Genomic DNA, 19,960 nt, shown 5'->3' with positions numbered 1-19,960 from the left:
AGTGATGATTGATATCTCTGTAAAAGATGTGCAGAGAAATTAAGCAGCATTCAAAAACCTTTATTTGAGGAGGTTTTTTGAAGCTGCTTTTTTATTTGGAGAAAATGGAGGAATGGGTAATGGCATTTCATAAGCCGGAACAAATTGCTGAACTTGTCATTGAGGCCGGTGTTCAAAAAGTAAGACAGACATTGCCAGCGATGCTTATTCTCGGTTTTTTAGGAGGAGCGTTTATTGCGATAGGTTTTTTACTTAACATTCGAGTTTTAGGGAATTTACCTGAGCGCTGGGGAAGTCTAGTGAATGTTTTAGGAGGAGCAGTATTTCCTGTTGGACTCATGCTCGTAGTATTAGCAGGAGGAGAATTAATTACGGGAAATATGATGTCACTGTCTATGGCGCTTTATGCAAAGAAAATTACATTGATAAGTGTACTGAATAACTGGGTTTGGATTACTCTCATGAATTTTATTGGGGCAATTTTCGTTGCGTATTGCTTTGGGCATCTTGGCGGATTAACAGAGGGAGAGTATTTAAATAAAACGGTAGCGATAGCGGAAGGGAAGTTACATGAATCATTTGGGAGAACTTTAATTTTAGCAATTGGTTGTAATTGGCTCGTTTGTCTTGCTCTTTGGCTCGCTTACGGGACGAGTGATTTTGTCGGAAAAATCATCGGAATTTGGATTCCAATTATGGCATTTGTAGTGATTGGATTTCAGCAAGTAGTAGCAAATATGTTTGTCATTTCCGCTGTTATTTTTGCTGGTCATCTAACGTGGATGGATTTGGCTAAAAATTTTGTTCCTGTTTTTATCGGAAATGTAATTGGAGGAGCTGGGTTTGTTGGTTTTGCTTACTTTGCTTGTTATCAGAAACAACATTCTAATATGAAATAGAGTTCTTGAGAGGAAGGGTATGTAATGGCTGATCGGTATTCACGACAACAGTTGTTCAAACCAATTGGGAGTAAAGGACAAGAAAAAATTCGAAATAAACATGTGTTAATTGTAGGGGCAGGCGCATTAGGAAGTGCAAGTGCCGAAAGTTTCGTACGTGCAGGTGTTGGCAAGTTGACGATTATTGATCGTGACTACGTTGAATGGAGTAATTTACAAAGGCAACAATTGTACTCTGAACAAGATGCGAGAGAGAAAATGCCGAAAGCAATTGCTGCAAAAAATCGGTTAGAACAAATTAATTCGGAAGTACAAATACATGCTTTCGTAATGGATGCAACTTCAGAAAATATGGAAGGTCTATTAAAAAATGTAGATGTAATCATTGATGCAACAGATAATTTTGATATTCGATTTGTAATAAATGATTTATCACAAAAACATAATATTCCTTGGGTATATGGTTCTTGCGTTGGATCGTATGGTATGAGTTATACAATTATTCCGCAAGAGACACCGTGTTTACATTGTATGCTGAAAAATATTCCTGTTACAGGTGTGACATGTGATACCGCTGGAATTATTAGCCCGACTGTTCAAATCGTCGCAGCATATCAAGTGGCAGAAGCACTCAAAATTTTAGTGGAAGATTTCTCAGCAATTAGAAAAACATTTTTCATGTTTGATATATGGAGTAATCAAAATCATTTTATAAAATTAGGGAAAATAAAAACAGACACTTGTCTCTCATGCGGTTTGAATCGAACTTATCCTTATTTATCATACGAAAATCAAACGAAAGCAGCTGTTTTATGCGGAAGAAATACAGTTCAAATTAGAACAGTAGACAATAGGAAATACAATTTTGATGATATAGAAAAAGTATTACAAAAACTGGGGAAAGTAGATCGGAATCCGTATTTACTATCTTGCCAATTCGATGATTACCGCGTGGTTGTTTTTCGAGATGGTCGTGTTTTTATTCATGGTACAAATGATATTTCGAAAGCGAAACAACTATATTATCGCGTATTCGGTTAATAGAGAGGGTGTCAACAATGGAAAGAAGAGTGCCAATTACGTTTGAAGAAGCTGTTCGTAAAGTGATGGGATTTGCTGATAAAGGCTTAAAGGAGCTATTACCAATTGAATTAGCTTATGGACGTATATTAGCAGAGGATTTAGTAGCTGACCATGATGTACCGTCATTTAATCGTTCGCCGTATGACGGATTTGCTATTCGAGCAGAAGATACTAATTTAGCAAGTTATGAAACGCCAATTGTATTTGAAGTAGTGGGTGAAATTGGTGCAGGATCGCTATTCCATGAGAAAGTAGGTCCGTTTCAAGCAGTTCGAATTATGACGGGAGCACAAATTCCGAATGAGTGTGATGCGGTTGTTATGTTAGAGCTGACTCGTCAATATGAGAAGAATGGCAACAATTATATGGAAGTGAAGCGATCATTCAAAACGGGCGACAATATTTCTTTTCAAGGTGAAGATGCTCGTAAAGGAACGGTTCTTGCAAAGAAAGGATCGTACATTAATCCAGGTATTTCAGCTCTTCTTGCTACATTCGGTTATAGTGAAGTACCAGTTGCGAGAAAGCCTGTAATTGGACTGTTAGCGACTGGGAGTGAATTACTGGATGTCGATGATTCATTACAGCCAGGGAAAATCCGAAACAGTAATACGTACATGATATTGTCTCAAATTCGAAGAGCGGGTGGCAGAGTAAAATATTTTGGGAAGTTTAGTGATGATTTTAATACGTGTTTTACAGCTGTGAAAGAAGCGCTTGGCCAAGTAGATATGTTAATTACAACCGGCGGTGTATCTGTAGGAGATTATGATTATTTACCAGCTATTTACGAAAAGTTAGGTGCATCTGTTCTTTTTAATAAAGTTGCAATGCGACCAGGAAGTGTTACGACCGTAGCACAATTAAATGGCAAGTTATTATTTGGTTTATCAGGAAATCCATCCGCTTGTTACGTAGGGTTTGAATTATTCGTAAGACCGTGTATTCGGACGTATATGTTTAGTGAAAAAGTACATTTAAAAAGAGAAAAAGCGTTATTAGGAGAAGATTTTCTAAAACCGAATCCATTTACAAGATTTGTACGAGCAAAATTGCAATATGATGAGGGGAAATTAATCGCTTATCCATCAGGGTTTGATAAATCTAGCTCAGTTTCTTCATTGGCAGAATCAAATGCGTTTATCGTATTGCCGGGCGGGACAAGAGGATATAAAAAAGATATGTTTGTTGATGTTCTTTTATTAGAAGATAACGAAGGTAGTGAATGGCCTTGGACATTTCATAAAGTGAGAGGTGGTTCTAATGAGACAAGCGCTATTTGAAATTGTAGATAATCCGATTTTAGTTGAAGAAGTAACGAATAAAGTCGCAAGAAGGGAAGCAGGTGCGATTACAACATTTATTGGTACGGTGAGAGAATTAACAAAAGGAAAACGAACGCTACATTTAGAGTATGAAGCATATAAACCGATGGCAGTAAAACAACTTATGAGAATTGGTGAAGAGATTAGTGAAAGATGGCCGGATGCAAAAGTAGCAATTACGCACCGTGTAGGGCGGCTAGAAATAATGGATATTGCGGTAGTCATAGCAGTTTCATCACCGCATCGTAAAGTAGCTTATGAAGCGAATGAGTACGCGATTGAACGTATAAAACAAATTGTTCCAATTTGGAAAAAAGAATTTTGGGAAGATGGAACGATGTGGATTGGAGATCAACTTGAAAACACACCATATCCAGAAGGAAAACCAAAGGAGGAAGAATGAGAAAATGATTACAATTTTATTATTTGCAAATTTGCGTGAGGAAGTTGGATCGGATCGATTAGTAATTTCAGAAAAGCAAGAAATGACAGTGCAGCAATTAAAAGAATGGCTCAAAGTCAGCTATTGTTTACAATCGCTGGATAAAGTGATGGTGGCTGTTAATGAGGAGTTTGTAATGAATGAAGAGATGATAAAGGCTGGAGATATAGTCGCATTAATCCCGCCCGTTAGCGGCGGGTAATAAGCTTTTTCACCAGATGAAGCGCCAAGAAGATGTTGTATATAAATTAGAATAAGAGAAGGGATGAGTTCCATGCTTACTCAAGAACAAATAATGAATGCATTAAAACATGTAGAGGATCCAGAGTTACACAAAAGTGTTGTAGAATTAAATATGGTTAGAAATATACAAATGAACGGAACAGAGGTTAAACTTGAAGTAGTACTAACAATCCAAGGTTGTCCGTTAAAAGCAAAAATTCAACAAGATATTGAAGAATCACTTTACGCAATTGGTGCTTCTAAAGTGGAGATAACATTTGGTTCTATGACACAAGAAGAACGTGCAGCTTTAACAGAGAAGTTAAAGAAAAATACTAGAACAGAAACTGGTATGCCGAGTATGCTTCGCCCGGAGTCAGGAGTACGTTTTATTACTGTAACGAGCGGAAAAGGCGGAGTTGGAAAATCAACGGTGACAATTAATCTTGCAACTGCACTAGCTCGTATGGGGAAAAAAGTGGGGATATTAGATGCGGATATATATGGTTTTAGTATTCCAGCTATGATGGAAACGAATACGAAACCAACGATGATTGATCAAACGGCAATTCCAGTCATTAGTCACGGTGTTAAAATCATGTCGATGGGATTTTTTACAGAAGGAAATAACCCAGTTATGTGGCGCGGTCCGATGCTAAATAAATGGATTCAAAATTTCCTTGCGAATACGCACTGGGGAGAATTAGATTATTTATTACTTGATTTACCACCAGGTACAGGAGATGTTGCGATTGATGTTGCAGCGATGATTCCGCAAGCGAAAGAAATAATTGTTACAACTCCGCACAATGTAGCTTCATTCGTTGCTTCAAGAGTCGGTGTAATGGCAAAACATACGAAACACGAGATTTTAGGTATTGTGGAAAACATGGCTTATTATGAAGAACAAGATGGATCGAAAAATTATCTGTTCGGAAAAGGCGGCGGCGAAATGTTAGCAGAACAATTGCAAACAGAAGTGATTGCGCAAATACCTTTTGCAAAACGAGAAGAAAATAACGGTTCATCTGTATATGATGAAGACTCTCTTGTAGGAGAAGTGTTTACATCGTTAGCGGAGGATATTATTTATAAAGGATAGAGGGGGAAGTTTAGTATGGCGTGTAATATAGATCATTCTATTGAAGATGTAATGAATAAGCTCGAAAGTCAAAAGAATTCTTTACCTGAAGGGATCTTTAAAGAGTTAAAGAGTTTTTTACAAGGTAATCATTCGCAGAAATTATTAAATGATATTTTTCACCTTCTAAAAAAGTATGATTTAGTCAGTGAGGAAGAACGAGAGACGAGAAACGCACAATTATTGCACATTTTGAATTAAGTACTTTTTGGCTTTAGAATTTTTTCAGAAGGGGTGAATGTGATGGATATGAAAAAGATGATTGAAACGATAGAAGTAACTAGAGTGACTGACGAGGAATTATCGATTTCGAATTTACATCCAAAGCTTGTGAAGTTGTATAGTCAAAAAGATAGTACAGAGTATACGAAGCTATTAAAATATATTTTATCATTATCCGTGCAGTTGAAGCTGAATCTCGTATTGAAATATTTTGGTGTGCGTCCGATTGTTGCTGCAGACGAGCGTATGCAATTTCAAGAGATATTTAAATGCTTAGCTAAGAAAGATGAGAATGGGGAATGGTTTCTAAATTTGGTTTCTTTATATGTAGGGCTAATTGTAGTTCTTCATTTTGAGGAGAAAGTGATTGAGAGCAGTTTTTTTGATGATATGGTAGTGGGTGAATGTAATGAAATATAAGATTCTGCTCATAACATTTTTCTATTTAAATGCTTTAATTGCGATTTTAGTTGGTTTTGTAAATATGAAGGTAACTAATTAAGAAAAAGGAATGAAACTAGTTTGATAAAAAGAGTTCTTCAGTTGTTTCCGGCGTTTTTTCGTGTTACCATTAAGCGAATTTTTCATAAGGAGAGAAAGCGATGAAATGGATTTATTTTCTTATTATTAACGTTATAGCTTTTAGCCTTATGGGGCTTGATAAACGAAAAGCAAAGAAGAAACAGTGGAGAACGCCAGAAAGTACGCTGTTTTTATCAGCGGCAGCTGGGGGAGCAGTTGGAGCTTGGATTGGTATGTATATGTTTCATCATAAAACTCATAAAAAGAAATTTGTTTTCGGCATACCGTTACTTGTTGTAATAACGGTATGTTTATTATTCGTTGTATGAGAAATGTCGAAAGAAATGCAGATTGATTATTGGTAAAGTGAGCATGTGAGACCGTATAATGGAGAAAAAATGAGAAGAGGAGAAAAAGGAAGATGGGGAGTCAATCAGCAGAGCAAAAAAAAGGGATACTATATGCGGCTGGTGCTTATACGATGTGGGGAATTCTACCGATTTATTGGAAATGGGTTGAGGAAGTTCCAGCAGATGAAATATTAGCACACCGCATCGTTTGGGCGTTTGTTTTTATGTTACTTGTATTAGGTGTTACGAAGAGGTTTCGCCAGTTTATTGGGGAATTTGTGAATCTTTTTAAACGACCTAAATTATTAATGTCATTAACAATAGCTTCAGTCTTGATTAGCGGAAACTGGTTTGTTTACATATGGGCCGTTAATCATAATCATGTTATTGAAGCGAGTCTTGGCTATTATATTAATCCGCTTATTAGTATTTTACTTGGTACAGTCGTTTTAAAGGAAAAGTTAAACTTTTGGCAATATGTTGCAGTTGGTTTAGCAGGAGTAGGGGTTGTCATTTTAACAGTACGTTTCGGATCTATTCCGTGGGTTTCTCTTTCACTTGCTTTTTCATTTGGATTATACGGATTAACGAAAAAACTATTAAATTATGATGCTACAATTGGACTTACGATGGAAACGATGTTAGTGACACCGTTTGCAATCATTTATCTTGTTATGACAGGCGCCCATGGTTTCGGCTCATTTGGATCTATTTCAATGTTATCAACGTTACTTTTAATAGGAGCAGGTATTGTAACGGCATTACCACTATTTTATTTTGCAAAAGGAGCACAACTTATTCCGCTTTATATGGTGGGATTTTTACAATATATTGCGCCAACAATTAGCTTAATTTTAGGTGTATTTGTATTTGGTGAACATTTCACATCCACACATATGATTGCATTTTTCTGTATATGGGTTGCTTTATTTGTATTCTCGGTAGCGAAGACAAAGTTCTTAGTGCAGAAACAACCGAAATTTATAAAAAATAAATCAGCAAAAGTATCATAATGCGTAGTATTTTCTACGCATTTTTCTTTATACTGATACTATATAGGATTTCCATCATAGCTAGTAGGGAGCTGAGAACGTGGAAACAATTTTACATAATGATCCGCTTATGGCCGCTGTAATTTCATGGTTTTTAGCACAATTAACGAAAGTAGTCTTTAAATTAATCAAAACGGGTGAATTTGATTTTGCAAAGTTTTTTGCTTCAGGTGGGATGCCAAGTTCTCATGCTTCAACAGTGACAGCGCTTGCTACAGGAGTTGGGGTAGTAGAAGGTGTGGAAAGCTCGATGTTTGCGGTTGCTACTATTTTTGCCATTATTGTTATGTATGATGCTTCAGGAGTAAGGCTTGCAGTAAGTAAACAAGCAAAAATATTGAATGAGTTTTTTCACGGTAGACAAACAGAATATAAGAAGTTAAATGAACTTGTTGGGCATACACCGTATGAAGTAGTAGTTGGTGCTTTATTAGGGATTATTGTCGGAGTAGGATATTGTTTATGAGCGGAACATTTTATATGTTCTGCTTTTCTTTGTTTTTATACATATTCAGCTACCTTTTTGAATATCGTTATACGGATTTCGAAAGGGTGGGTGAGTAACTTGTTATTATATGAAAAAGTGCATGAAGAAATAGCGAGAAGAACAACTGCACTTCAAACAATGCAACGGCAAGATGGTACGTGGCAGTTTTGTTTTGAAGGAGCGCCACTAACAGATTGTCATATGATTTTTTTATTAAAATTATTAGGTAGAGATAAAGAGATAGAACCTTTTGTAAAAAGATTAGCATCACTTCAAACAAATGAAGGAACATGGAAATTGTATGAAGATGAAATGGGTGGTAATTTATCTGCTACAATTCAATCTTATGCTGCCTTACTTGCATCGGAAAAATATACAAAAGAAGATGCGAATATGAAGCGAGCGGAAAATTTTATTAAGGAACGCGGAGGCGTGGCGCGTGCTCATTTTATGACGAAGTTTTTATTAGCGATTCATGGAGAATATGAATATCCTTCACTCTTCCATTTACCAACACCAATCATGTTTCTACAGAATGATTCCCCCCTCAGTATATTTGAATTGAGTAGCTCAGCACGTATTCATTTAATTCCGATGATGTTGTGCTTAAATAAAAGGTTTCGAGTAGGGAAAAAGTTATTGCCAAATTTAAATCACATTGCAGGCGGGGGCGGAGAATGGTTTCGAGAGGATCGGTCTCCAGTTTTTCAAACGTTAGCAAGTGACGTGAAGAAAATTATAACGTATCCACTTTCTTTGCATCATAAAGGATATGAGGAAGTAGAACGTTTTATGAAAGAGCGTATTGATGAAAATGGAACATTATATAGTTACGCAACTGCTTCGTTTTATATGATTTATGCTTTACTTGCATTAGGACATTCTATTCAATCACCAATTATTGAGAAGGCTATAATGGGAATTACATCTTATATATGGAAGATGGAAAGAGGGAGCCATTTGCAAAACTCTCCGTCAACTATATGGGATACAGCTTTACTCAGTTATGCTTTGCAAGAAGCTCAAGTTCCGAAAGCAAGTAAAGTGATTCAAAATGCATCAGCGTACTTACTAAGAAAACAGCAAACAAAGAAAGTAGATTGGAGTGTACATGCACCGGATCTCTTCCCAGGTGGTTGGGGCTTTTCGGATGTGAATACGACGATTCCAGATATTGATGATACAACTGCTGTGTTAAGAGCATTGGCGCGAAGTAGAGGGAACGAAAATGTAGACAATGCTTGGAAGCGAGCGGTTAATTGGGTTAAAGGATTGCAAAATAATGATGGTGGTTGGGGAGCTTTTGAAAAAGGGGTAACGAGCCGTATATTAGCAAATTTACCAATCGAAAATGCGAGTGATATGATTACAGATCCTTCTACACCAGATATTACAGGAAGAGTGCTAGAGTTTTTCGGGACGTATGGACAAAACGAATTGCCTGAGAAACAAAAACAAAGTGCGATAAATTGGTTAACGAATGCACAAGAGGAAAATGGATCATGGTATGGGAAATGGGGGATTTGTTATATATATGGTACGTGGGCAGTGTTGACGGGTTTACGGTCACTCGGAATACCATCTAGCGATCCATCATTGAAACGAGCAGCTTTATGGCTTGAACATATACAGCATGAAGATGGTGGCTGGGGAGAATCTTGCCACAGTAGTGTGGAGAAAAGGTTCGTTACTTTACCATTTAGTACACCATCCCAAACAGCATGGGCGTTAGATGCCCTCATTTCTTACTATGATAAAGAAACGCCAGTCATTCGAAAAGGTATTTCATATTTGCTCTCCAACCCTTATATAAATGAAAAATATCCTACTGGAACAGGTTTACCAGGTGGGTTTTATATTTGTTATCATAGTTATGCTCATATATATCCGTTGCTTACTTTGGCTCATTATGCAAAAAAATATAGAAAATAAACCGAGAGATGTCTCTCGGTTTATTTTGTTGGGTAGTAGGTCCCTTTTGAAAAGAATAAGGTTGTGATGTACCTTATTTTTCGGTTGATTGGCGTTTTTGACGTGCATCAGCGGCATTTGCACGTGCGTTTGCTTCTAAGTCATTGTGGTCAGCGAGTTCGCGAGAGAACTCAACATCAATGCCATCAGTTGCTTTGCTTTGTTTGAAATTCTTTTTGTTCATTCGACATAATCTCCTTGCACTTTATGCGACGTTGCAAAGTTAGTTTGACACAAATAGACTTTTTTATACAAAGAGGAATTGGAAAGTAAAAAGCCGAAATATACAGTATAAGTAATAGAAATGGGGGATAGGAATGGAGTTTTTATATGGGAAAACAGCTGTTGTAACAGGAGCTGCACAGGGAATTGGAAAAGAGATTGCAAGGGTTTATGCAAAGCTGGGGGCGAAAGTATTAATTAGCGATGTAAATGAAGAGAAGCTACAAAAAACGACACGTGAATTATCGGACGAAGGATATGAAGTATGCTCATATCGATGTGATGTGAGTAATCAAAATGAAGCGAAGTCGTTAATTGAATATGCGGTTCAAAAATTCGGTACATTACATATTTTGGTGAATAACGCCGGGATTACAAGAGATGCAATGTTACATAAAATGGAGAAGTCTGCTTGGGAACAAGTATTACAAGTGAACTTAACTGGTGTTTTTTATTGTATGCAACCAGCGCTTCTTTACATGAGACAACAAGGGTATGGACGCATTATTAATATATCTTCAATTAGTAGAGAAGGAAACATAGGTCAAGCAAATTATGCGGCTACGAAGGCAGGCGTTGTAGGTTTAACGAAAACGGCAGCGAAAGAAGTTGGAAGTTTCGGTATTACGTGTAATGCGATTTGTCCAGGGTTTATGGATACAGATATGACAAAAACGATACCAGATAAAGTGAAAGAAAAGATGGTTGGCGCGATTCCAGTTGGTAGAATTGGAACGCCAGAAGATATTGCAAACGCAGCAGCTTTTTTAGCATCAGAATACGCATCCTATATTACAGGAGAAGTATTAAATGTGAGCGGAGGACTGCAAGTTTAAAGGAATACATAATGAGAAAGAACCTGACCGGATAGGTCAGGTTCTTTCTCATTAATTTAAGTTAAGCCAAACGCTCTTCACTTCTGTATAGTTATTTAATGCATAAGATCCCATTTCACGACCAAGACCGGATTGTTTAAATCCTCCAAATGGAGATGCTGCATCAAAGACGTTATAACAGTTTACCCATACTGTACCAGCACGTACTTTACTTGCAACATAGTGTGCTGTTTTAACACTTTCTGTCCACACACCAGCTGCTAAGCCGAATTGTGATTTATTTGCACGTTCAATTACTTCATCAATATCGTTAAATGGTATTGCAGAAATAACTGGACCGAAAATTTCTTCTTTTGCGATCGTCATTTCATCATTTACGTCAGCGAATACTGTAGGAGAAACGAAGTAGCCTTGATCGAATGGATTACTACCTCCGCAAAGTACTTCAGCGCCTTCTTCAATCCCTTTTTCGATGTAGCCCATTACACGTTTTTGTTGTTCTTCAGAAACGAGAGGACCAATTGTTGTTTCAGGGTTAAGACCGACACCTTGATTTAGTTTTTTAGAATAGAGGACGAGATCAGCCATGACATTATCATACATTTTCTTCGGAACAAATAAGCGTGACCCAGCAGAGCATACTTGTCCTTGGTTAAACATAACACCAGAAAGTGCACCAGGAATCGCGCGAGATAAATCAGCATCTGGCAAGATGATATTTGGTGATTTACCGCCTAATTCAAGTGTAACGCGTTTTAATGATTCGGATGCTTGTCGCATAATTTGTTTACCGACAGGAGTAGAACCGGTAAATGCAATTTTATCAACGAGTGGATGATTAACGAGAGCTTGTCCAGCTGATTCACCGAATCCAGGTACGATATTAATAACACCTTTCGGGAATCCAGCTTCTTCAATTAATTCAGCTAAGTATAGAGCAGATAGTGGAGTTTGTTCTGCAGGTTTTAAAACGATTGTACATCCTGTAGCAAGCGCTGCTCCCATTTTCCACATTGCCATAAGAAGCGGGAAGTTCCAAGGGATAATTTGACCAACGACACCAACAGCTTCATGGCGTGTATAGTTAAAGTAATCACCGGAAACAGGAATTGTTTGACCAACGATTTTCGTAGCCCATCCAGCGTAATAGCGCATATGCTCAATTGCAAGTGGTATGTCTGCTGCCATTGTTTCACGGATTGGTTTTCCGTTATCTAATGTTTCGAGCTGTGCAAGCTCTTCTTTATGTTCTTCCATTAGATCAGCTAACTTGTACATGAGACGGCTTCGCTCAGCAGTGCTCATACGAGACCAAGGACCTTCGTCAAAAGCCATACGAGCTGCGACTACAGCTTTATGAATATCTTCGCGACCAGCTTCAGAAACGACGGCAAGTGTTTCACCAGTTGCTGGGTTAGGTGTTTTAAATGTTTTGCCGGAAGCGCTTTCAATGAAAGATCCATTCACATATAACTTTTTTGTACCTTGAAGAAACTTTTCTACCTTTTCATGAAGATTTACAGCTAGTTGACTCATTGTATAACCCCCTTGAAAATATAATGTAAACGCAGTACGAGACGGCGCTTATTCCGAAATCAAGGATGTGGAAACTAGATGGAAAGCCTCTAATTAAAATCATAATTAATAAATACTGAAAATTCAAATTTCATTTGTGTTACAATTGTAAAAAATATGTAATGTAAGAGAAGCTTCTATATGATTATAAAAAATCCTGCTTGTTTTTGCTTTCTAGTAGGAAAAACTAGAAGAACAATGGTACAATAATACATCGTGAGAGGAGGGGGAAAAATGAAAGATTATCATGATGATCCACGCTTTCGAATAGCCCATAGAGAAGCGTTAATTGGTCTTGGACTTGCTATTATTAATTTTATAATATGGTACGGATTTGCTTATGGGCTTGGTAGTAAAGATCCGAGTGAATATACATATGTATTAGGTTTTCCCGCATGGTTTTTTTATAGCTGTATCGTTGGATTTATCGTTATGGTTATTTTACTTAGTTTAGTTGTTCGTTTTGTATTTCAAGATATTTCACTCGATGAGGAAGAAAAAAGTGAGGAATAATAGATGAATTGGTATGTAATCATTCCAATGATAATTTCGTTTATCGTTGTATTTTTAATTGGTGTATATGCTTCAAGACGCGTGCAAGCAACAGCACATAATAAATTTTTACAAGAATATTTTCTTGGTGGGCGTGAGTTAGGCGGTTTATTATTAGCGATGACAATGATTGCTACGTACGGTAGTGCAAGTAGCTTTATTGGTGGTCCCGGTATTGCTTACAATATGGGGCTTGGATGGGTACTATTATCTGCGATTCAAGTTGTAACAGGATATATCGTTTTAACGGTTATCGGTAAAAAGTTTGCAATTATTGCTAGGAAGATGGAAGCAATTACTCTTATCGATTATTTAAAAGGGAGATACAATAATAAAGCAGTTGTTATACTCTCTGCGTTATGTATTATTATCTTTTTATTTTCAGCGACAGTAGCCCAGTGGGTCGGCGGTGGACGATTAATCGAGTCACTAACGGGTCTATCGTATACAACAGCACTATTTTTATTTACTTTTTCTGTACTTGTGTACGTATTAATTGGTGGATTTCGTGCAGTCGCGCTATCAGATACATTATTAGGAATCATTATGTTAGTTGGAACGACAATCATTTTAATTGCTACTGTCATTGCTGGTGGTGGAATTGAAAAGATTATGCAGGAACTTGTTCAAATTAATCCAAATTTAATTACACCATTCGGAGCAGATGGCAGTTTAACGAAATCATATGTTACATCATTTTGGATTTTAATTGGAATTGGCGTTGTAGGTTTACCGCAAATTAGTGTGCGTGCCATGTCTTATAAAAATTCAAAAGCTATGCACCAAGCTTTAATAATTGGAACAGTTGTCGTTGGTACAATTATGATTGGTATGCATTTAACAGGTGTATTTGCAAGAGTAGTACTTCCAGGTATAACGGTACCAGATAAAGTAATGCCGCTACTCGCGATGGAAGTGTTGCCACCTTGGTTAGCTGGAGTTTTCTTAGCTGCACCAATGGCGGCGATTATGTCTACAGTAAACTCTTTATTATTACTTGTAAGCTCGTCAATTATTAAAGATATATACGTAAATTACATAAATAAAGATGCAGCAGACAGTACGATAAAAAAAGGAAGTTTGTGGATTACTGGTATTGTAGGGCTACTCGTTTATGCAGCGGCGATTAAACCACCAGATTTTTTAATATGGCTAAATTTATTTTCTTTCGGTGGATTAGAAGCAGCATTCATTTGGCCAATCGTATTAGGGTTATATTGGAGAAAAGGAAATGCTACAGGAGCGCTTGCTTCCATTTTCGTTGGAGTAGGTTCATATATGTGTATTCATCTTTTCTATCCAAATCCGTTCGGTATACATACAGTTGTCTTCCCAATTTGTTTTGCGTTTATCGCTTATGTTATTGGAAGTATGAGTGCTGTAAAAAAAACAGTATAGGTTAGCTGAAGAACGTAGTCCTTATAAGACTGCGTTTTTTCGTATGAATTTGTTCTTTTTTATTCTGTATATCCACGTTTATTCATAAATTAATAACAACTGAGGGGATGGAGTTGAGGTCGATGAAAAAAGTGTTATTTTTAGGAGACCCAGGCATAGATGACTCTTTAGCAATTATGTATGGATTGTTGCATCCTGATATTGATATTGTTGGAGTAGTAACGGGATATGGAAATGTAACACAAGAAAAGGCGACAAGTAATGCCGCATATTTATTGCAAATGGCAGGACGGGAAGATATACCTGTTATTAATGGTGCGAAAATTCCTTTATCCGGAGATGTTACAACGTATTATCCAGAAATTCATGGGGCAGACGGTTTAGGGCCAATTAAACCTCCAAAAACTTTTTCGCCAAATATAAAGCCTTTTTGTGCATTTTTTGATCTTCTTGAAAAATATAAAGGGGAATTAATAATAGTCGATGCTGGTAGATCAACAACACTAGCGACGGCATTTATTTTAGAAAAGCCGATGATGAAGTATGTGAAAGAATATTATATAATGGGCGGTGCTTTCTTAATGCCTGGCAATGTAACACCAGTCGCAGAGGCGAATTTTCATGGTGATCCGATTGCGTCGCAATTAGTTATGCAAAATGCTAAAAATGTGACATTAGTACCACTTAACGTTACATCTGAAGCAATTATTACGCCGGAAATGGTAAAATATATTACGAAACACTCTAAAACGAGTTTTAATAAGTTAATCGAGCCGATATTTACGTATTATTATAAAGCTTATAGAAAGTTAAATCCGAAAATAAAAGGAAGCCCAGTACATGACGTCGTTACAATGATGGTTGCGGCAAATCCATCTCTTTTAGACTATGTATATCGTCGTGTCGATGTAGATACAGCTGGAATTGCAAAAGGAGAGAGTATTGCTGATTTTCGGCCTCAACCTGATGCAAAAGCATTAAAAAATTGGGTGCGAATTGGTTGGTCGTTACATTATAAAAAGTTTCTTGAGGATTTTGTGAAATTTATGACGTAGACATAATAGGAGCATACAAGTTAAAATAATGGAGATGGTTATTTAAATGACCATCTCCATTATTTTGTTTTTTAAATGATAAATAGAGAAGAGTTACACAATAGGAGAGGAATTTTACTTGAAAAAAACTATAGTATGCGCAGTAATTGTGGGTATTTTTGTTTTGCTAATATCGGGTAACTTTTTAGTGAAAAAAGTGTGGAGTTCAAATAATGATGATGCACAGTATATTGCATCTTTTATTGAAGAACATAAAGATGAAAAAAATAGTGCGCTTCTAGTAAAGAGAAATGATAAAGTTGTTTATTCTGTAAACCCAAATGTTGTATTGCCAGTTGCAAGTACGATGAAATTAATTGTGGCGCTTGAATATACGAAACAAGTTACTGAAGGGAAAATTGATTCGTCTAGTTTTGTGTCGATTAACGATGTGAATCGCTATTATGTGCCGAATACAGATGGTGGTGCACAAGATAGATGGCAAAAGTATTTGGAGAAGACGGGCAAGATAACTGAAGGAGCGGTTTCTTTAGAAGAAGTGGCAAAAGGAATGGTTAAGTTTAGTTCGAATGCAAATGCTGAATACTTAATGGAATTGTTAGGATTAGACAACATCAATCGAAATTTACAAAGTTTATCACTTCCTGCACATCAACCACTATTTCCAATCGTTTCATCTTTGTATATCCCGGGATATTTGCATAAAGAATTACATGTTCCAAAATATAAAATAGAGAAAAAGTTAAAAGAAATGTCTCAAGAGCAATATCGTGAATATTCGATGATTATTCATGAACGCTTAAAGAAGAAGGGACCATTATTACAGAAGGAAATTCCGCTTTATTTAGAGGAACGTTACGACAAAATTTGGTCAGATAGATTACCAGCAGCTTCTGCAAATGATTATATGGTATTACTTCAAAAGGCAAACCATAAAGGTGGCTTGACAGAAGCTGAAGAAAAAGTGTGGGCAAATATCGTTGAAACAGACATGAGTGCTAAGAAATACCGTAAAACATTTAGACATGCTGGACAAAAGAATGGTTACACACCATGGACGGTTACAAAAGCGGTTTACGCTATGGATAAACGTGGAAACTGTACAGAAATTGTGTTTTTGGCGAACAATTTAAATGAAGACGATAGTGCAGAAATACGGAAACATTTAGCAAACTTACATTTCCAAGTGTTGCAAAGTGATAAGTATGATGCGACTTTTATTAAATAAACTCGGTGCAGAGAGCACCGAGTTTATTTTTATGTACAGGCACTTTTTTTCTATCAATGGGTATGATGGGTAGTAATACTTAGGTGAGAGGGGAAAAGGTGATGAAACAGAGTAAGGAAGAGTTTATAAAGAGTGAAGGCGCTGATTTCCCTGGAAAAACATATGTGGATTGTGTATTACAACATGTATTTGATTTTCAACGAAATTACTTATTGAAAGATATGTTTCAAGTGCATAAAGCACATATTACGATGCTGACTGAAGAAAGTTTAATGAAAATAGAAGAAGCTAAAGTTATATTAAACGCACTTAGAAAAGTAGAGCGAATACCAAAAGATAAATTGGTATATACAGAGCAGCATGAAGACCTCTTTTTTTTAATCGAACATTTAATTTCTCAAGAAGCGAAATGCGATTTTGTAAGTAATATGCATATTGGTAGAAGTAGAAATGATATGGGTGTAACGATGTATCGCATGAGCTTAAGGTGGTATATATTACGATTAATGGAACATTATTTGCTATTGCAAGAAAGTGTACTGCAACTTGCTGATGATCATAAGGAAACGATCATGCCAGCTTATACACATACACAACCGGCACAGCCAACAACATTTGGTCATTATACTTTAGCAATTTATGATACGATGCAAAGAGATTTAGAACGAATGAAAAAAACGTACCAGCTTTTAAATCAGTCTCCAATGGGGGCGGCTGCACTCTCTACAACAAGTTTCCCGATTAAACGAGAACGAGTTGCTCATCTACTTGGATTTACAACTGTAATTGAGAACTCATATGATGCTGTTGCCGGAGCGGATTATTTATTAGAAGTTAGCTCGCTACTTATGGTAATGATGACGAATACGAGTAGATGGATTCATGACTTTTTGTTGTTAGCAACGAAAGAATATGACGGTATTACTGTTGCAAAGCCATATGTACAAATTAGTAGTATTATGCCGCAAAAACGAAATCCGGTTTCAATTGAACACGCTCGTGCAATTACGAGTAGTGCTTTAGGAGAAGCATTTACAGTATTTCAAATGATTCATAATACACCATTTGGTGATATTGTCGATACGGAAGATGACTTGCAGCCATATTTATATAAAGGGATTGAAAAGGCGATTCGTGTTTTTTGTATGATGAATGCAGTGATCCTAACGATGAAAGTAGAAGAAGAAACGTTAAAAAGTCGTTCCTATAAACATGCAATAACGATAACGGATTTCGCTGATGTTTTAACGAAAAATTATGAAATTCCATTTCGGCATGCTCATCATGCAGCAAGTGCTATTGCAAATATGTCATTGGAGCAGAAAAAAGAACTACATGAATTACACTTCAAAGATGTAAATATGTATTTGCAAGAACATTTTAAAATAAATTTATTAGAAAAAGAGTGGAAAGAAATTATATCGCCAGAAGCTTTTATTCAAAAAAGAAATGTATACGGTGGACCGAGTAAAAAAGAAATGAAGCGTATGATTAAAAATCGAAAAGAGTCCTTTCGAAAAGAAGAAGATGTATTTGAAAAGGAAAAACAGAGAATTTTACAAGCTGAAAATGCCTTGAATACATTAGCTTTGAATATTATTGAATCGTAAAAGAGGGATTTAATGAATTAATCGCCAATACTTAATTAAAATATAAATAGAGAGAAGAGATTGTCGATGATTCAATTACATGTATATGAAGAGATTTTTCATTTTAAAGAAGATGTTACACCATTTCTAGAAAAGAATGAGCAGGAAAACAATCTCATATTAGGTGTATTACAAATGGTTCAAGAACCGATATTTATGGGGATAGCGAAACAAGGAGAAGACATTGCGGTTGTATTTCTGCAAACAGAAGAGAAGAAACAAATCATTGTTGCAACTTCTGAAATTTCGGGAGTAGCTATTGAGGAACTTGCAAAAGAGTTAACGAAAGTATATCCAGATATTCCTGGATTGATCGGTAATAAGAAAATTGTACAGAAATTAGCGGAAGAGATTGCGGTATTAGAAAATAAGAAAATGAATGTTGCAATGGAGCAAGGTGTGTATGAGCTGAACAGAGTAAAGAAGAAGTGTAATGCGAATGGACTTTTCCGGGCGGTAAATAATGATGAATTACCATTAATAGAACAGTGGATATATCAATTTTGTGAAGACGTAAAGCTTCCTACTACGAAAGAAGAAGCAAAACAAACTGCGCATACATTAATAACTACAAATCGACTGTTTGGTTTGGAAGTAGATAGGAAACTTGTTTCTGTAGCTGCAAAAACGAGACCAACTAAAAATAATATAACAGTTAATTTCGTATACACGCCGAAAGAAGCAAGGAAAAAGGGATACGCATCTAATTGTGTAGCGGCACTTAGTCAACGTATGTTAGATGAAGGATACAAGACGACTACGTTATATACTGATTTAGCGAATCCGATATCGAATAAAATTTATCAAGAAATTGGTTATGAGCAAATTGCGGAGTCTGTGCTTATATTTTTAGAGAAGTAAAACAAAAAGGTGTGCAATTTTAGCACACCTTTTTGTTATTCATCAATTCTAATAATCTCGCCTTGAGGGAAGTCCTCAGTTTCTAGTAAGTTACGAATAGCTTTCGCAACATATTCAGGTGATAATAGTTTTCCTTCTTCTTTTAATGCAATGAAGCGGTCCAAATTTATGAAATCTTCTTTATTTGTTTCACGAATTTGTGATTGCATATTAGTATCAACAACACCAGGTGCAAAAGCGACGATTTTTACTGGATATTCTTTTTCTACTTCTTCAGTTGCTACGCACTGTGTAAACATATTTACACCAGCTTTCGTTGTACAATAAGCGCCCCAGCCAAAGTAAGGGTTTTTTCCTGCACCAGATGAAATGTTAATAACGCGTTTATCTACTTTCCAGTCTTTCGTATGTTTCATAAATGTAGATGTAAGAATCATAGGTGCAAGTAAATTAATGTGAACGTTCGTAATGAATTGTTCACTTTCAGCTTTTTCAATTGGCTTCATAGGTGCAACTGTACCCGCATTATTAATTAAATGAATAGAGGATACATTGTCTTTTTTAATAGATGAAATGATCTCTTTAAAGTTAGTTTCTAAGTTATGTACATCTTGAAGATCTAGGGAAAGAAAAATGAAATTGCTGTTATATTGCTCTGCAAGTTTTGTAAGCTCTTTATTTTCTCTTCTAGAAATAGAGATGACAGTTGTATTTTTTTCTAATAATTGCGTAGCGATTGCCTCACCTAAACCTTGTGAAGTTCCTGTTATGATAACGTAGCGCATAGTTTTATAAACCCCTCCCATATGTGCGGAATTTTGTTGGACAACGTACATTGTATAGTTTGTCTACATTTTATAGTATAGAG

Annotated in this window: 22 protein-coding genes; 19 read left to right on the top strand and 3 right to left on the bottom strand. The window is 36.3% G+C overall.

What is annotated here, in order from left to right; all coding sequences use genetic code 11:
- The first annotated feature begins 119 nt into the window (after positions 1 to 119).
- From QCI81_RS04780 to QCI81_RS04725, 12 genes are all read left to right on the top strand, one after another.
- The gene (locus QCI81_RS04780; protein ID WP_000863998.1) at positions 120 to 899 is read left to right on the top strand and encodes a formate channel; all 780 of its coding nucleotides are present in this window, start codon (positions 120 to 122) and stop codon (positions 897 to 899) included.
- A gap of 24 nt (positions 900 to 923) precedes the next feature.
- Complete coding sequence (locus QCI81_RS04775) at positions 924 to 1,940, top strand: molybdopterin-synthase adenylyltransferase MoeB (protein WP_000785264.1); 1,017 nt, start codon at positions 924 to 926, stop codon at positions 1,938 to 1,940.
- A gap of 17 nt (positions 1,941 to 1,957) precedes the next feature.
- Positions 1,958 to 3,265 (top strand): molybdopterin molybdotransferase MoeA, encoded by a 1,308-nt coding sequence (locus tag QCI81_RS04770; RefSeq protein ID WP_071731378.1) that lies wholly within the window; start codon positions 1,958 to 1,960, stop codon positions 3,263 to 3,265.
- Complete coding sequence (locus QCI81_RS04765) at positions 3,246 to 3,710, top strand: molybdenum cofactor biosynthesis protein MoaE (RefSeq protein ID WP_001248110.1); 465 nt, start codon at positions 3,246 to 3,248, stop codon at positions 3,708 to 3,710. The genes QCI81_RS04770 and QCI81_RS04765 overlap by 20 nt, the downstream gene beginning before the upstream one ends.
- A gap of 4 nt (positions 3,711 to 3,714) precedes the next feature.
- The gene (gene moaD, locus QCI81_RS04760) at positions 3,715 to 3,951 is read left to right on the top strand and encodes a molybdopterin converting factor subunit 1 (RefSeq protein ID WP_000628502.1); all 237 of its coding nucleotides are present in this window, start codon (positions 3,715 to 3,717) and stop codon (positions 3,949 to 3,951) included.
- A gap of 72 nt (positions 3,952 to 4,023) precedes the next feature.
- A complete protein-coding gene (locus QCI81_RS04755; protein WP_000957515.1) occupies positions 4,024 to 5,073 on the top strand; it encodes a P-loop NTPase in 1,050 nt (349 codons plus the stop codon).
- 15 nt (positions 5,074 to 5,088) lie between these two features.
- Complete coding sequence (locus QCI81_RS04750; RefSeq protein WP_000752378.1) at positions 5,089 to 5,313, top strand: hypothetical protein; 225 nt, start codon at positions 5,089 to 5,091, stop codon at positions 5,311 to 5,313.
- Positions 5,314 to 5,355: 42 nt separating this feature from the next.
- A complete protein-coding gene (locus QCI81_RS04745) occupies positions 5,356 to 5,754 on the top strand; it encodes a hypothetical protein (protein WP_000367304.1) in 399 nt (132 codons plus the stop codon).
- 182 nt (positions 5,755 to 5,936) lie between these two features.
- Complete coding sequence (locus QCI81_RS04740; protein ID WP_000871349.1) at positions 5,937 to 6,185, top strand: DUF1294 domain-containing protein; 249 nt, start codon at positions 5,937 to 5,939, stop codon at positions 6,183 to 6,185.
- A 92-nt stretch (positions 6,186 to 6,277) separates the two neighbouring features.
- A complete protein-coding gene (gene rarD / locus QCI81_RS04735) occupies positions 6,278 to 7,219 on the top strand; it encodes an EamA family transporter RarD (RefSeq protein ID WP_000535541.1) in 942 nt (313 codons plus the stop codon).
- A 79-nt stretch (positions 7,220 to 7,298) separates the two neighbouring features.
- Positions 7,299 to 7,724, top strand: coding sequence for a divergent PAP2 family protein (locus tag QCI81_RS04730; protein ID WP_000447817.1), 426 nt, complete (start codon positions 7,299 to 7,301; stop codon positions 7,722 to 7,724).
- A 99-nt stretch (positions 7,725 to 7,823) separates the two neighbouring features.
- Positions 7,824 to 9,677: a terpene cyclase/mutase family protein gene (locus tag QCI81_RS04725; RefSeq protein ID WP_000928139.1), complete on the top strand. Its 1,854-nt coding sequence runs from the start codon at positions 7,824 to 7,826 to the stop codon at positions 9,675 to 9,677.
- Positions 9,678 to 9,750: 73 nt separating this feature from the next.
- On the opposite strand, the gene QCI81_RS04720 is transcribed toward QCI81_RS04725, so the two are convergent.
- Positions 9,751 to 9,900, bottom strand: coding sequence for a YfhD family protein (locus QCI81_RS04720; RefSeq protein ID WP_001035815.1), 150 nt, complete (start codon positions 9,898 to 9,900; stop codon positions 9,751 to 9,753).
- Between the two features lie 133 nt (positions 9,901 to 10,033).
- On the opposite strand from QCI81_RS04720, the gene fabG reads away from it, so the two are divergent.
- Positions 10,034 to 10,774, top strand: a complete 741-nt coding sequence (gene fabG, locus QCI81_RS04715) for a 3-oxoacyl-ACP reductase FabG (RefSeq protein WP_000395352.1) — start codon at positions 10,034 to 10,036, stop codon at positions 10,772 to 10,774.
- Between the two features lie 51 nt (positions 10,775 to 10,825).
- Here the strand turns inward: fabG and dhaS are convergent, their stop codons facing one another.
- Positions 10,826 to 12,310, bottom strand: a complete 1,485-nt coding sequence (gene dhaS / locus QCI81_RS04710; RefSeq protein ID WP_000080280.1) for an aldehyde dehydrogenase DhaS — start codon at positions 12,308 to 12,310, stop codon at positions 10,826 to 10,828.
- A 273-nt stretch (positions 12,311 to 12,583) separates the two neighbouring features.
- Here dhaS and QCI81_RS04705 point away from each other — a divergent pair, with 273 nt between their 5' ends.
- From QCI81_RS04705 to QCI81_RS04680, 6 genes are all read left to right on the top strand, one after another.
- A complete protein-coding gene (locus tag QCI81_RS04705) occupies positions 12,584 to 12,862 on the top strand; it encodes a YhdT family protein (protein WP_000656237.1) in 279 nt (92 codons plus the stop codon).
- 3 nt (positions 12,863 to 12,865) lie between these two features.
- Positions 12,866 to 14,299: a sodium/pantothenate symporter gene (panF, locus tag QCI81_RS04700; protein ID WP_001104824.1), complete on the top strand. Its 1,434-nt coding sequence runs from the start codon at positions 12,866 to 12,868 to the stop codon at positions 14,297 to 14,299.
- Positions 14,300 to 14,421: 122 nt separating this feature from the next.
- Positions 14,422 to 15,354, top strand: coding sequence for a nucleoside hydrolase (locus QCI81_RS04695; RefSeq protein ID WP_000756465.1), 933 nt, complete (start codon positions 14,422 to 14,424; stop codon positions 15,352 to 15,354).
- Between the two features lie 118 nt (positions 15,355 to 15,472).
- Positions 15,473 to 16,582, top strand: coding sequence for a serine hydrolase (locus QCI81_RS04690; RefSeq protein WP_000751368.1), 1,110 nt, complete (start codon positions 15,473 to 15,475; stop codon positions 16,580 to 16,582).
- Positions 16,583 to 16,683: 101 nt separating this feature from the next.
- Positions 16,684 to 18,192: an argininosuccinate lyase gene (gene argH / locus QCI81_RS04685; protein ID WP_353810625.1), complete on the top strand. Its 1,509-nt coding sequence runs from the start codon at positions 16,684 to 16,686 to the stop codon at positions 18,190 to 18,192.
- Between the two features lie 66 nt (positions 18,193 to 18,258).
- A complete protein-coding gene (locus QCI81_RS04680) occupies positions 18,259 to 19,092 on the top strand; it encodes a GNAT family N-acetyltransferase (RefSeq protein ID WP_000615371.1) in 834 nt (277 codons plus the stop codon).
- Positions 19,093 to 19,127: 35 nt separating this feature from the next.
- On the opposite strand, the gene QCI81_RS04675 is transcribed toward QCI81_RS04680, so the two are convergent.
- Positions 19,128 to 19,877: a (S)-benzoin forming benzil reductase gene (locus QCI81_RS04675; RefSeq protein ID WP_001271067.1), complete on the bottom strand. Its 750-nt coding sequence runs from the start codon at positions 19,875 to 19,877 to the stop codon at positions 19,128 to 19,130.
- Positions 19,878 to 19,960: the final 83 nt, after the last annotated feature.

It is taken from the genome of Bacillus cereus group sp. MG20, from assembly GCF_040459885.1.
Taxonomy (GTDB): domain Bacteria; phylum Bacillota; class Bacilli; order Bacillales; family Bacillaceae_G; genus Bacillus_A; species Bacillus_A cereus.
This window is presented reverse-complemented; position numbering and strand designations above follow the sequence as displayed.